Source organism: Psychrobacter sp. CMS30 (assembly GCF_904846565.1).
Classification (GTDB): Bacteria; Pseudomonadota; Gammaproteobacteria; order Pseudomonadales; family Moraxellaceae; genus Psychrobacter; species Psychrobacter maritimus.
Window position 1 is genome coordinate 1 of record NZ_CAJHBF010000001.1, and the last position, 14529, is coordinate 14529.

General features: G+C 44.9%; 10 protein-coding genes. 7 read left to right on the top strand and 3 right to left on the bottom strand.

The window, feature by feature from the left end; translation table 11 throughout:
• Positions 1-113: 113 nt before the first annotated feature.
• The 5 genes from JMX94_RS00005 (at position 114) to JMX94_RS00025 (ending at position 6610) form a co-directional block, all read left to right on the top strand.
• A complete protein-coding gene (locus JMX94_RS00005) occupies positions 114-2198 on the top strand; it encodes a DUF294 nucleotidyltransferase-like domain-containing protein (protein WP_201562116.1) in 2085 nt (694 codons plus the stop codon).
• Positions 2199-2292: 94 nt separating this feature from the next.
• A complete protein-coding gene (locus JMX94_RS00010; protein WP_201562118.1) occupies positions 2293-2898 on the top strand; it encodes a 3'-5' exonuclease in 606 nt (201 codons plus the stop codon).
• A gap of 218 nt (positions 2899-3116) precedes the next feature.
• On the top strand, positions 3117-5261 hold the full coding sequence (locus tag JMX94_RS00015) for a D-alanyl-D-alanine carboxypeptidase/D-alanyl-D-alanine-endopeptidase (protein WP_227673445.1): 2145 nt from the start codon (positions 3117-3119) through the stop codon (positions 5259-5261).
• A 79-nt stretch (positions 5262-5340) separates the two neighbouring features.
• Complete coding sequence (locus tag JMX94_RS00020; protein WP_201562122.1) at positions 5341-5886, top strand: ABZJ_00895 family protein; 546 nt, start codon at positions 5341-5343, stop codon at positions 5884-5886.
• Positions 5887-6061: 175 nt separating this feature from the next.
• Positions 6062-6610, top strand: coding sequence for a DUF421 domain-containing protein (locus tag JMX94_RS00025; protein WP_201562124.1), 549 nt, complete (start codon positions 6062-6064; stop codon positions 6608-6610).
• A gap of 143 nt (positions 6611-6753) precedes the next feature.
• On the opposite strand, the gene JMX94_RS00030 is transcribed toward JMX94_RS00025, so the two are convergent.
• Positions 6754-7200, bottom strand: coding sequence for a DUF2147 domain-containing protein (locus JMX94_RS00030; protein ID WP_201562126.1), 447 nt, complete (start codon positions 7198-7200; stop codon positions 6754-6756).
• 325 nt (positions 7201-7525) lie between these two features.
• Here JMX94_RS00030 and rlmH point away from each other — a divergent pair, with 325 nt between their 5' ends.
• Together rlmH and JMX94_RS00040 are read left to right on the top strand one after the other, a co-directional pair.
• Complete coding sequence (rlmH, locus tag JMX94_RS00035; protein ID WP_201562128.1) at positions 7526-8014, top strand: 23S rRNA (pseudouridine(1915)-N(3))-methyltransferase RlmH; 489 nt, start codon at positions 7526-7528, stop codon at positions 8012-8014.
• Between the two features lie 131 nt (positions 8015-8145).
• Positions 8146-9066 carry a class III extradiol ring-cleavage dioxygenase gene (locus tag JMX94_RS00040; protein WP_201562130.1) on the top strand — a complete coding sequence of 307 codons (921 nt, stop codon included), beginning with the start codon at positions 8146-8148 and terminating at the stop codon, positions 9064-9066.
• A gap of 64 nt (positions 9067-9130) precedes the next feature.
• Here JMX94_RS00040 and JMX94_RS00045 read toward each other — a convergent pair whose 3' ends face one another.
• A complete protein-coding gene (locus JMX94_RS00045) occupies positions 9131-10624 on the bottom strand; it encodes an amidase (RefSeq protein ID WP_201562132.1) in 1494 nt (497 codons plus the stop codon).
• Positions 10625-11021: 397 nt separating this feature from the next.
• A complete protein-coding gene (locus JMX94_RS00050; RefSeq protein WP_201562134.1) occupies positions 11022-14318 on the bottom strand; it encodes a DNA translocase FtsK in 3297 nt (1098 codons plus the stop codon).
• Between the last annotated feature and the right edge of the window lie 211 nt (positions 14319-14529).

The window sequence follows — 14529 nt, forward strand, 5'->3', positions numbered from 1 at the left end:
CAATGCTATAGTTAAAATAACGCGTCTCAGTTTCTCTATTTATTTAGTATCAGTAAAACTGTAAAACCTTTCTTATTAAATTTTTTGTTAAATATGCCATCAAGGATGATGCCATGCCCCATCTTGATTTTACCCAGCCGCCCTTTGATGTATTGAGCGCGGCTGAACGCCAAAGTATCAAAAAAAATACCCAAATTCGTTATCTTGCTAAAGATGAGTACTTGCCTGCAGACGATTTACAGTACTTTTATGTGGTCCTCAAAGGACAAATCGAGCAGCTGCTTAATGGTGAGTTTGTCGCGTCCTATTTAGGCAGCAATCATACCGACCATCTGAATAGCAACGATTGGTTTGACAGTCGGCGGCTACCAAAATCACTTATAGAAGGTGATTTGCCAGAAAGCAGCGAGCCAACTAACGCACTCCTTAGCAGTGCTGAACCTACAAGTAAAAACCCGATATCACTCTACGATTTTCGAGCTATCGAAGACACGCTGCTGTTACAAGTCAATGGCGCAACTATTGACAAAATAAGTGCGCAAAATCATCTGGTGCGTCAATTACTATCAGAGGATTTACCCGAACGCCTAAAAGCATTGCAGCAGCGGCGTAGCAGCCAGCGTTTAAGTACCACTAGCTACCATGGCTATAATGAGCAGCAGGAAGTGCAGCAGATTATGATGCAGCCGGTGATTGATGTCCGCTTATTGCCGGTACATATCATCGACGCCACTAGTAGCCTATACGACGCTGCGCATATCATGACTAAGGAGGGGCTTAAGCATGTGTTGGTGCGACCGCTCAACCAATTAAGCCAAAGTAAAACACAAACACACGCGCAAACATTAGATAATGATTTAGATAGCGATTTAAATAGTAACTTAGACAGTGATAATGGCCGTTTGCAAGCTCCTAAGGCTTACTCTGGTCGTACGTTAGGCATCTTGACCGATACCGATATCTGCCGCGCGGTGAGCGACCAGCAAAATCCGGCGACAACCCCTTGCCAGCGTTATGCGAGCTTCAATTTGCGTACTATCGATGCTCATGATGAGATTGGCGATGCGCTATTGACCATGACGCGCTACCGTATCCATAGGCTGCCTGTGATTGACGCTAATGGTGAAGTCGCAGGTGTACTTGGGCAAAGCGATATGCTCGCCCATATTGGTCATCATTCTCAGCTGATTAGTATTCAGATTGAAAAAGCAAAAGACTTGCCAAGCTTAGATACTGCGGTTGAGCTTATTGGGCGCTATATTCGTGCGCAGCATCAAAATGGGGTAAAAATCGGTAACGTCAGCCGCATGGTACAAACGCTTAACGCGCAAGTTTTTACCAAGCTGTGGCAGCTTATCGTACCTGATGAAGTAATGAAAAATACTTGCGTTATCGTCATGGGTTCAGAGGGGCGCGGCGAGCAAATCATGCGTACCGACCAAGATAATGCGCTGATTATCCGTGATGGTTATACCCATCCTGATTTGGCTCAGTTCGCTGAAACCTTTAACAATCATTTAGCCGCATTGGGGTATCCGCTTTGCGATGGCAATATCATGATGACCAATCCAATGTGGCGGCAGCCGCTTAAGCAGTTTGAAGCGCAGATTGGCTTATGGTTTAGAAATACCGACCCGATACACAGTATTTATCTGTCGGCGATATTAGATGGCGAGTATGTCTGCGGCGATGAGTCGCTGCTGACCCATGTCCGCGAACATTTAAAAATCGCCCACCGCCAATCAGACCTGATGTTTGTACGTCAGTTTGCCCGAGCTGCTCTACAATTTGGCGATGTCGGTCAATGGTGGCAAAAGTTTGTGCCGTTACTTAGCGGCAAACCTAGCTCTTATGATATTGACCTTAAAAAAGCCGGTATTTTCCCATTGGTGCATGGTATTCGTACTTTGGCATTAGAAAACGATATTTTTGATGCGCCTAGTAGTAAAGGACGCTTAAAAGCCTTGGTGCAAGCACGCGCCTTGACCCAACAGCGTGCTGATACTCTGCTTGAGGCTTTAGAGTTTTTTATGGCGCAGCGTTTGTCCGTTGCGCTATTGACAGATGATAAGTATGCTCGACACGTTGATCCGACAACTTTATCTGCACTTGAGCGAGATTTATTAAAAGAGTGTTTGGCAGTGGTCAAAAGTTTTAAAGGTCAGCTCAGTCGGCATTATCAGCTGGAATTTGGTTAGAAGCATTCCATGATTAATCAGGACCATTCAATTAGCACCATTACAATCAGAACCATTCAGTCAGCCAGTAAACAAAAAAGGGAGCAAAAATAAAATGAGTTGGCTAAAACAATTATCTTCTCATTGGCAAAAGACACATTTGCAGCGCCCTGAGCTGGCATCAATGTTTGATAAACCTTTGGCTAATGAATGGGTCGCGATTGACTGCGAGATGACGGGACTTAATCCAAAAAAGCATCACCTACTGTCTGTCGCCGCGATTCATATCAATGGCAATAGCATCGATACGGGCAATGGTCTGCATCTGGTTTGCCGGCCGCCTGTCATGCCTGACCGTGACACCATTGTGATTCATGGCTTGCGTACCGCTGATGTCGAGCACGGCATGAGCTATGATGAGATGTTAGCGTTACTACTGCCCTTTATCGATAATCGACCGATAGTTGGGTTTTGCCCGCAGATAGATACAGGTTTTTTGAATCCTTTGGTTAAGCGCTATATGGGTACGACATTGCCTAACAATATCATTGATGTGCGATTGTTATACAGTCGGCGCATGGGCAATCTTACTCAGGGCGATCCCAATCAATCGCAGCATTTGACCAAAATATTAGCGCATTATGAGATTCCTGAGCTTGGCATTCATGATGCTTATAATGATGCCATTATGACCGCGATGGCGTTTTTGCATATGCGTTAAAATTGATGGCTAATAAACGATAAATACTAAAAAAATACATATTAAGCACTATTATTTATAACTTTGATAATTCTCCACTCAAAAATTTTTAAACCATTACCTTTAAGCCTGTTGACAGATTTTAGCCGGACGCTGCATTTATGCAAAGGCTGTACCTACGCGAAAATAGCAACTCATGTTACCATAGGGTGTTTTTGCCACCTGATGATAGACTGCTCATGCTACCCACTTCTAAAACTAATAATCGCCCTACTACTACTGCCAAACTGACGCCTTTTATTAAGCCGTTATGCTCGCTGAATCAGCCTGCCAAATACCTAGCCACGTTATCCACGTTAGCATTATTTGCCAGCGCTATGTTGACGCCACTATATGCGCAAGCTGCCCTGCCAGAAGCGATTCAAGCGGCGCTCAGCCGAGCGAACCTAAGCGCTACCGATATCAGTATCGTCATTACCCCAGTTGGCGATAAAAATGCCAGTCGCTTGCCTGCGCCGATTCAGGTGATTAATAGCAATAAACCCGCTAATCAACCAGAATCGTTAACTACTGACGATGGCACTGCTGAACCTAGTAGCATCCAAAAACAAACGCTTAAAAATAATAATGCTAATGCTAAAGAAGTAAGTGTTCATCAAAGCCCATTGATGACTATCGAGAAGCAGACGATTAAGCAACACGAAAAACAGCTCCATGCTTATACCGATGACCCTTATACTTATCAAAGTTTAGAAAGCAGCCCATCGCTACTGCCAAATGACGGCCAATCAACATCTTCAGTGCCTAATAAAAACAATCCTGACAAAAATAGTGACAATACAAGTAGTAAAAATAATGGCAGTAACGTTACGACTAACAATATTAAAATCTCTTTCTCGCCATTACTAAGCCATCAAGCCGATATCGCGCGCACGCCTGCCAGCACCATGAAGCTGGTTCCAAGCTTTATTGCATTAGATACTTTGGGCGCTGACTTTGTCTGGCATACCCGCGTTTATCATACGGGCATTATCATCGGCGATAAGCTCTATGGCGACTTGATTATTCAAGGTAGTGGCGATCCAAAAATGACCCACGAGCGCTTACAGCAATTACTTTATAAAGTGCAAACAGCTGGTATTCGCCATATTAACGGCGATATTATCGTCGATAGCGCAATCTTTAAAAATGTGACAAAAAACCCTGCTGCCTTTGATAGCTCACCGCTACGACCTTATAACGCCAGCCCTGATGGTTTTTTAGTTAACTTTAGCAGTATCGGTATCCAAAGCTACCCGCTAGATAATACGCGCGCACAGCTGACCTATACGCCGCAACTGGCAAATTATCAATTACCTAGTATGATAAATATACGCTCAGCTGCCTGCGGTCAAGCGCGCTATAGTCTAGCGCCGCAGTGGCAACCGACCCAGCTGACGCTCAATGCCAATTTACCGGACAGCTGCGGTGAGCATGCCTTTTATGTCGCCTATCCTGATGCCAAAGATTTCGCCGCCCGCGTCATTGCTTCTAAATGGCAGACGCTTGGCAATACCTTAACTGGTAAAGTCATCAGCCAAGAAGCACCTTACCTTTCTAATAAAAATGTTAAAGAAGGAAAGTCGCCACGCGGTCTGGCCGCTATCGCGATATCGCCGTTACCTATTGTCAGTTATCCCTCTTTAAACCTTACCCAGCAGATTTATGATATTAATCATTTTTCTAATAATGTGATGACTGAGCAAGTGGCGCTATCTATAGGCGCTTATGATAAAGCCGGTATTAATAGAAATGGCATTAATAGCACTAGCATTAATAAAGCTGGCAGCGATAAAGTCAACGCTGATAAAGTGGGCGTTAATAAAGTAGACGTTAATCAAGAAGGCACTGATAAAGATAAAGTCATTTATCAGCAAGCAACGAGCTTATATCAATTTGGTCAGCCACCAGCGACCGATTATTCGCAAGCGTTACAAGCGATTAATCATTGGTGGCAAACCAAGCTGACTACGCCGCCACCTCATTTAACCAATGGCTCAGGGCTCTGCCGCGACTGCACCATCAGTGCCGAAAATCTAAGCGAGCTATTAACCTACGCTTATGAGCAACCAAACTTTGATGCTTACGTGAGCTCATTAGGTATCGCTGGCGTCAGTGGTACGATTAGTGCTCATAGTGAGCGCTTGCCCGAATCGCAAGCCATCGGTCGCGCTTGGATAAAAACCGGCACGTTAAATAACGTTACCTCGATGGCAGGCTATGTTAAAGGCTTATCTGGACAGGATTATGTAGTGGTCGGATTGATTAATAGCGACCAAGCACTCAACGCTTATACTGCCAGACCCGTATTAGATGCGATGCTTGATTGGACGGCGCAGCATTGATAATGGAGTATTAGCTGCTATTTTTTTAGCGCTATTTGTTTTAAAAACCCTATGCTCACCCCTTTATAAAGGTCATTTTATGTCACGTAAACCAACGCAGCTTAACAAGTCTCCCAGTAGGTCAGGAGATAGTCAGTCAGGAGCTAGTCAGTCGGGAAGCAAGACACCGCTATCAAACCCAAAAGCCACTCAACCTAAAATGGCGCAATATGTTGGTTTTTTTGCCGTTGGTTATATTTTAGCTAGCGCGATATTTATGATGATTCAAACCAAACTTGCCTTAAACTCGCAATTGGTCACAGTCATCTCTATCGTCATCGGCGCTTATATTGCCGTGCATAAATTTATCAAACATCAACAGCGCGCGCTAGATAGAGGCGAGATCAACCGCTTAATGTTTGGCGGCGTTGCAGTGGTTTGGCTACTGACGATTATTTATTTCTTGGGCATCTGGTTTTTCTTATTTGATGCGGTGAGCCGTGAAGTGTTGATGGAGATGAGCATGCAGCAGCCACTACCACTGCTTTCAGCATTGGTCATGATATTGGTGCTGAGCTTGGTCAGTGCACGCATTAGCATTTGGGCCGTCAATCACTTACTTGACCCTAAGCGCAAAACCATTTAATTATTATTGAAATACTTAGCGCTTTTAAATAGCCAGTAACCTTACCTATTTATCACTATCCAAGCACATACAAAGTTTTTGTCCTATGCATGAGTAAATTACGGTACGCTGTTTCTATAAGATTTCATGTTAAGTAGTATTTAAGTGACATAAATAATCAATAGGAGCTCAAGCAATGGACATGCTTTTTTTCGACAATATAGACAAGCTCGGACGTATCGTGCTGACGGCGGTAACGGTTTACGTTTTGATTGTCATCATCACTAAAGTCTCTGGAAAACGCTCCACTTCGCAGCTTAATAACTTTGATTGGATTGTCACCGTGATGATTGGCTCACTCGGTGCCAGCACTATTTTACTCAAAGACATTCCGCTTATCGAAGGTATATCCTCTATCTTGGTGCTGTATGTCATGCAGTTTTTGGTCACCAAATACGCCTCTATTTCACCGCAATTTAGCAGCTTTATTTTATCCGAGCCGCGTATTGTCTTTTATCAAGGGCAGTTTTTACCCGATGCGATGCGTGCTGAGCGCTTGACCCGTCAAGAGCTTGAATGCGCCATGCGTTCTGAAGGGGTGAATAGCTTCGATGATGTCGAGGCGATCGTTTTTGAATCAGATGCTCAGCTGACCATTATCCCAAAACCTACCTCTTCTGATAACAATGACAATCATCAAAGCGAAGAAAACACGGTATCAGAAACCATCGCCCCACTTATGTAAAATAATTGGCAAAAGTTAAAGACTGCTGAAAGTTAAAGTATAAAAAAGGATAGCCGCTATAAACCGACTATCCTTTACTTTTATCTTCAATGATTACTAACCGCTATAATCGTTATTTATCAATAACAATCCTAGTGCAGAATTTATTTAATGCGCTGCCACGTTTGCGAGCGACCAAAGACTGGGGTGCCGACAAAGCCGCGGAGTTTTAAACTTTGACCATTATCACTTAGGGTCAATTTGCCAGAATAGGTTTTGCCGGATTCAGGGTCGACCAGCTTGCCATCACTCCACTGGTTATTACCATCTGCTTTTAAGCCTGAGAGTATCTGTAAGCCTTCAACCGGTTTGTTTTTTAGGCTACCAGGACATTTGGTACAAAGCGCATCCGCCTTTTCTTTATTCAGCACTTTAATGATTTTCCCTGACACTTTACCGCCGTTTTCTGTTAACTGAATGACGGCCTTTTTTTCGCCGGTTTTATCATCGATGGTTTGCCATTGCGTGCCATTTAACGAAACAGCAAACACAGAAGTAGAGAGCAGCGCGCCTGCGCTAAGGGCAATTAGACTTGATATAGTACGTTTCATGAACGACTCCTTTCGTTTAAAAAAATGTTTCAAACTGTCTTTTGGTTTATCATAAAGACCTCACAGTGTTGCTCGTTATTTTATGACTGGTTTTATAGCTTGAGTCATTATTCGTTCATTTACTTTATTGCTTTTAACGTTCTGCCACTATTTTTATAGCGCAGAGTTTAATAATGATAAGCAAAAACCAGCAAAATAAAGAACAACTGTTTGTCGAATGCTAGTAAAGCACAAAATTATGCGTTGTAAAAGGTCTGTTTGTTACAATAACTTAAGCGCAGAATTCTTTTGTTACATTTACTCAATGATCAAAGTGGTATGTATTATGAAAGTAAGAATATTGACCGTCGGTAATAAAATGCCCAAGTGGGTACAAACCGGTTTTGATGAATATTTCAAACGTATTCAACCGATGCTTAGCACCGAAATCGTAGAAATTGCGGCGGCAAAACGCGCCAAAAATCCGTCAGAGGCCAATTTGGCGCAATACCGCGAGCAAGAGGGTCAGGCGATATTAGCCGCCCATGCGGCAGGAGGGCGTGAGCAACTATGGGTGCTGGATGTAAAAGGTAAAATGCTCTCTACCGAACAGTTGGCTGATAAATTAGCCGATGGCATGCAGCAAGGCGACGATATTGCCCTAGTCATAGGTGGTGCTGACGGTGTATCGCCAGAAGTGCTGGCAAAAGCCGATGTAAAATGGTCGTTATCCGCGCTGACCCTACCGCATCCGCTGGTGCGCGTGGTACTGATGGAGCAGCTTTATCGGGCGATGAGTATCAGTCACAATCACCCTTATCATCGCGGTAATTAAAAGTAGTAATTAAAACGCCTACAAAGATTGTTTATTTGCTATAGAAGAATAACTGCGTTACCTAAAAAACAATGAGTAATCGTAATCGCAGAACAGATTGAAATATAGGCGCGCGCCCTAATACATGAAACATGAAACATCCTAAATCTGCAGTACCTAAAGCCTTAAGCGCTCATACGCAAGCTGATGACAAACGCCAACATCTAACGAACTCAAAGCCGACGCCTATCACGGCAGCGGCTGCTTGGGCAGATGGACCTGCGATAGCGCGGGCAGCGACAGTATCGAAGCGACCAAAATTGCCCGCGCTATTTATCTCGCATGGGGCGCCAACGCTTGCAATCGAGCAGTCAGCGACAACCAGCGCGCTAGCACGTATCGGGCAAAATTTACCTAAACCTCGCGCTATTATCATTATGTCGGCGCATTGGCAGTCAGCAAAGCTTGAAATCAGTAGCAATCCGCAACCAAAAACTTGGCATGATTTTTCAGGCTTTACGCCTGAGCTATATGATTTGCAATACCCTGCCGCCGGACAACCAGCGCTTGCTGAAACTTTAGCACAGCAGCTGACTGCGCGCGGTATCACCTGCCGCGTAAATCCTTTGCGCGTTAGCGATCACGGGGTCTGGGCGCCGCTTTTGCATCTGTATCCAGAAGCTGATATCCCTATCGTGCAAATATCGCTACCACGGCATTATGACAGTGTCGCTTGTTATCAATTGGGCGCGCAACTGGCGCAATTACGGGATGAGCAAATCCTTTTGATTGGTTCAGGAAGTATCACCCATAATTTGCAAGCACTACGCTGGCAAGCAGAGAGTATCGATAAAACCGCTAGAGACTTTAAAGTTTGGCTATTACAACAGCTTAAAACAGACATTCCGAGCGCCTTAGACTGGCAGCAGTATCCTAATTATCAGAATGTACATCCAAGTGATGAGCACCTACTGCCGCTATTCTTTGCATTAGGTGCGGGTCAACGCGTCTCTGTGGTACACCAAAGCATGGCGCACCATAGCTTGGGTATGGATATTTATCGTTTTGATTAAGCTGTCTTAATCAAAACGCTTTTTATAAAATACATTTATTAGAAATCATTTCGAGCATATAAAACTATTTCTCAAAGGCAGGTTTGGTAAATAACCCCGCGCGCTCCATCTCGCCAGCAATACTAAATAGCGTCGTTTCATCATTCATACGCCCAATCAGCTGCATACCAATCGGCAAGCCTTTTTTACTCATCCCAACTGGCAATGACATTGCTGGTAGCCCCGTAACATTACCTAATAAAGTAAAGGCCATTTTACCGAGTACGGGTGAGCTGAGTTTTTCAATCACGCCTGAGCTAAAGGCATATTTACCCATATCAATGCCTTTATTTAGCAATCCGGCACTACGCATGAGCATCTCATCCATACGGCTTGGCGGTAGCACGCCATGTTTAACGGCAGGGGTCGGTACAGTTGGGCACAAAATCATATCGTAGGTTTCAAGCAATAAACCGGTTTGATATTGACTATGATGCCAGCCATGCTTAGCATGCGCCAAATCAACGGCGGATAATGAGCGTCCGAGCATCGCCATATTATAGGTTTGTGGCTCAAGGTTTTGGATATGCTGGGCACCATAGCAGCGCTCGACATAATCGATGGTAAAGGCGGTATGGGCGCAGACTACCACTAAAAAATCATGCCAAAACTGCTCAATATTGATATTAGGCTCAGCCGGTATCACGCGATGTCCCATGGCTTCTAGCTGCTTAGCGGTCTGCTCTAATACAGCGAGTACCTCTTTATCAACCACGGTATTGGCCACCAATGGCTGTTGATGCAGGGCAATGGTTAATTGCCGTGGTGCGCGCATCGCTGCTTGCAAAAACGTGCCATCCGGCGGGGCAATGATAAAAGGCGCACCGATTTCCGCACCGCTAGTCGCATCCAGCATCGCGGCGCTATCACGTACAGAGCGCGTAATTACGTGGTCAGCGACCGCCCCTTCCCAGCCTTCACCAATGGCTGGACCCATCGGATTACGACCACGGCTAGGTTTGAGTCCAAACGCGCCGCACCATGCAGCAGGAAAGCGTATCGAACCGCCGCCATCACCCGCGCCTGCCATAGGTACGATACCACTTGCCACAGCCGCCGCACTACCGCCCGATGAACCACCAGAACTATAGCCTTTTTTAAACGGATTATGGGTGGCGCCATGCGCTTTTGGTTCAGTGGTAATAATCAAACCAAACTCAGGCGTATTGGTTTTACCAAAAGTATTTACGCCGCTGGCTTTCATGCGTTTAACTATTTCACTGTCATCATCAGGCACGATATTGACGCTACGACTGCCCATGGTGATCGGCTCATCAGCAAAATAGAAAGACAGGTCTTTAAGTAAATAAGGCACGCCATTAAATACGCCTGCTGGTAAGCTTTTTTGCGCCGCGGCATAAGCGCGCTCATCAAAACGATGGATAATAGCGTTTAATTTAGGGTTAAGCTGATTGGCTTGCTCAACGGCCGCATCGAGCAATTCTTTGGCGCTGACTTCCCCTGCGTTAACCAATGCTGCCAGCGCTATCGCATCATATTGGGTATATTCTTTAAACATAACTGACCTTCCTTGGAGAGTAATTGCGTTAAGGTGTATTCTTAGAATTTATGGATATTTATCTGATAAACCATCACCAGTTTAGTATAAAAAGCCGCTGTTTATAATCGATAAACAAACTCATTAGTCATTCGGGTATTAGGGCGTGTCCTCAATTCAATCGATTGACATCTAGATAGGCTAAAAATGGCCAAATGAAATAAGTACAAGCATTATAACGCGCTACTGGTATTCATTTCCCTTGCTTGCTGTGCCTACGCAGACAGAGGCTGCGCAAAATGAATACCAGTAGCTCTGCGTTCATTTTATAGCGGATCGCCTATATCATCTTTTCCCAATAAAAAAGACGAGTCACTTTCGTCACTCGTCCTTTTTGCTATCTAATGATATCTCAGCGCTACATTAACAGTTCACGCTTACCACTTTTACCCATAGAGCTGACCAAGCCAGCCTCTTCCATTGAGTCGACAATACGTGCCGCACGGTTATAACCAATGCTGAATTTACGCTGGATACTAGAGGCTGATACTTTACGCGTTTCCATGATAAAGGCCACGGCGTCATTATAAAGGTCGTCGTCTTCGCCAGAAGCATTGGCCGCACTAGCACCACCGCCAGGACTCATTAATTCAAAATTACCCGCCATATTATCAATATAATCGGGCGCACCGCGTTCACGCCACGCATCACAAACACGGTTGACCTCTTCATCACTGACATACGCGCCATGCACACGGTCAGGCTCAATTTGCCCTGGTCCTAAAAACAGCATATCGCCATTACCAAGCATGTCTTCGGCACCGCCGCTGTCTAGAATCGTGCGTGAATCCACTTTTGAGTTCACCCGTAACGCTGCACGGACGGGGATATTGGCTTTAATCAGACCAGTAATGACATCGACCGACGGACGCTGCGTAGCAAGCATTAAATGAATCCCTGCTGCTCGCGATTTTTGTGCAAGACGAGTGATAAGCTCTTCGGCTTGCTTACCGACCTGCATAATCATATCGGCAAACTCATCGGCGACAATGACAATCATTGGCAAGGTTTTTAGCTTTGGCGCTTGGCTAATACTGACGCTATCATTGGGACGCCATAAAGGATCCAACATCGGATTGCCCGATTTTTCAGCTGCGATAACTTTTTTATTAAACTCGTTAAGTTTACGCACCTTTAATAAACTCATGAGCTGATAACGGCGCTCCATCTCTGCCACACACCATGACAAGGCACTAGCGGCTTCGGTCATATCAGTGACCACTGGCGTTAGCAGATGCGGAATATCGTTGTAGTTGGCAAGCTCAAGCTGCTTTGGATCAATCAAAATAAGGCGCAGCTCATTCGGCGTATATTTTAGCAGCATCGACAGTAGCATCGAGTTGACCAAGACCGATTTACCAGAGCCTGTGGTGCCGGCAACGAGCATATGCGGCGCGCGAGCAAGGTCAGTAATAATCGGATTACCGCCGATGTCTTTACCCATTGCCATACTGATTTGGGCTTTAGGGTCGTTAAATTTTTCTGTATTTAACAGCTCAATCAAACGTACCATTTCGCGCTGCTTGTTTGGCACCTCAATACCAATATACGGCTTACCTGGAATGACCTCGACCACACGCAAGGACGCCATCGATAACGAACGCGCCAAATCGCGTGAAATACCCGTCACTTTACTGGCTTTTACCCCAGCAGCAAGCTCTACTTCAAAGCGCGTTACTACCGGCCCTGGAATCGCATTAACCACAGCAGCCTTGACATTAAACTCTTGCAATTTGATTTCTAATAGCTCGGACAATTGCTCAAGCTCAGCCAATGTATAGCTCGGCTTACGGTCAGGGTCAGGCTTATCTAAAATAGAAATCTCAGGGATAGGTGTAAGGCTACTGCGATAAGCAGCCGTTTGCATCGAGCGTGATTTTTGACTGAAGGCGGCATCATCGCTAATATGCGGCATCACCGGCAGGCCAGTGTCGTCAGCTCGACTGTCATCTTCTGGCATCATGTCAGCAATATGATTGCTGCTATCGCCTTCTGGCACCGCAAAGCTTACCGTTGGTTTAGCCGCAGTTACGGGCGAAGTATTTGTTTCTGCAATACCAGTTGCTGCTGTCGGCGCGAGTTTAGGATTTGCAGGCGGCGTATTGGTCGGTGTCATATCAGTAACTTTAGCAACGTTAATAATCGTATCCACTGGCGCAGCAAAATCTACTGCCGATGTAATGATTGTTTCAGGCTTAGCTAAAGGCTCAGCATCATAAGAAGAATCAGCTTGTTCGATAGACCAACTTTCAGAAAGGTCATCTATTGAGTCAGCAATCACATTATTTAATGAATTAACATTTAATGAATGATCCGCTTTCTGTTCCTGTGCTGCGGTATCAAACGAGGTGTCTAATACCGGCGCTTCAATCAAGGTTTTATCTTCTTCTAACTTAGGCGCTACTGGAACCGCCGCATGTTCTGCTAGCCAAGCATCAACTAAGCTATCAACTGCTGAGCTATCAACGTCTTCTGTAGTCTCAATTTCATCAGCAGCATCATTAACAATATTATCAGAAGTATTAGACGCAGCAGCAGATTTATCGAAACCTTGGACGTTCGTGTTTGAAGCAGCAGCTGCATCATAAACAAACGTATCTTGACCAGCAATGGCCTCACTTGCCAACAAATCATCGACCGTATCGGCATCATTCCAAGCAAAACTTGGTTCAACTTTGCGCGCAGGCGCCATCACAGGATTTGCGGCAGGCGCTGACACTTGCTGTTGGTTAACATGACTAAAACTGCTTGCATTAGCTGAAGCCGTTTGTAATTGCTCATCCTGCGCTGTGCTGCTGGTTGCAGTTTGTGCCACTGCTGCCGCGGCCGACATGGATGCTTTGACGCTAGCACCTAGACCCGACGTCGCTAAAAAATCTTTCAACACGTTATTAAAACGACCGCTTTTATCGGCTGTTTGAGCATGATTTGCATGGTCAGCAGTTGGCAAATCCAATGGTAACTGCTCAAATGCTTGCGCCGCTTTTTCATCGCTCACACTTTCATCATTTTGCTGTTGTTCAGACGCTGTCTGCGCGGCTTGTCTATTATCGCGTTTACTATCATTGTCTTGGAGCGCAGCATCGCGCCATGACCATGTCTTAATTTTTTGATAAATCGCCAGCCAATGGATATTAAAGGCAAAAGTGGCGGTAATTATCACAAATACCGTTAAAAAGGTCACACTGCCCCACTGCGATAATAGCTGTGCCAAACGTGCTTGCAGCTCAAGGCCAATAATACCACCAGCCACGCCTTTCAGACCGGACACCATCGGATCTGCCACTTGCTGTACTAGCGCTACCAATTGCGCAAACAAGGCACTGGCACTTAATAGCAAAAACACATAGGCAACTAAGCGTAATAACCAAAACGTTGGTTTGTTATCCCACCAAATCAGCACCGACTCATAAACCAAAAACGCCAGCAACCACCAAGCTCCAAAACCAAAGAAGCTATAGAGTAAATCAGACAGCCACGCGCCCATCTCGCCGCCCATATTATTCACGGCAGTCATATCACTACTGATGTGCGACCAGCTCGGATCATTACCGGTATAAGTCATCAAAATGACGAATAAATAAACCGCCAGTATTAACCCAAGCAGGGTAAATATGCCCTTTTTTAAATACTCAATAAGTGGTGCTGATATCACGTAAGATCTGCCTTGTTGTTAATACTCGTTATTAATATTAAATGGTCGCCAGTTTATGAATAAAGCTAGTTATGCTTACTATGCTGAAATGGTTTTATGCTGATAAGTGACAATATACCAATATAAGTAAATCACTTACTCTAGCTACTACTACCCTTGCATAACTTCTTATAATAACAAATACATAGGCGTAGTGGCGACAGTGTTATCA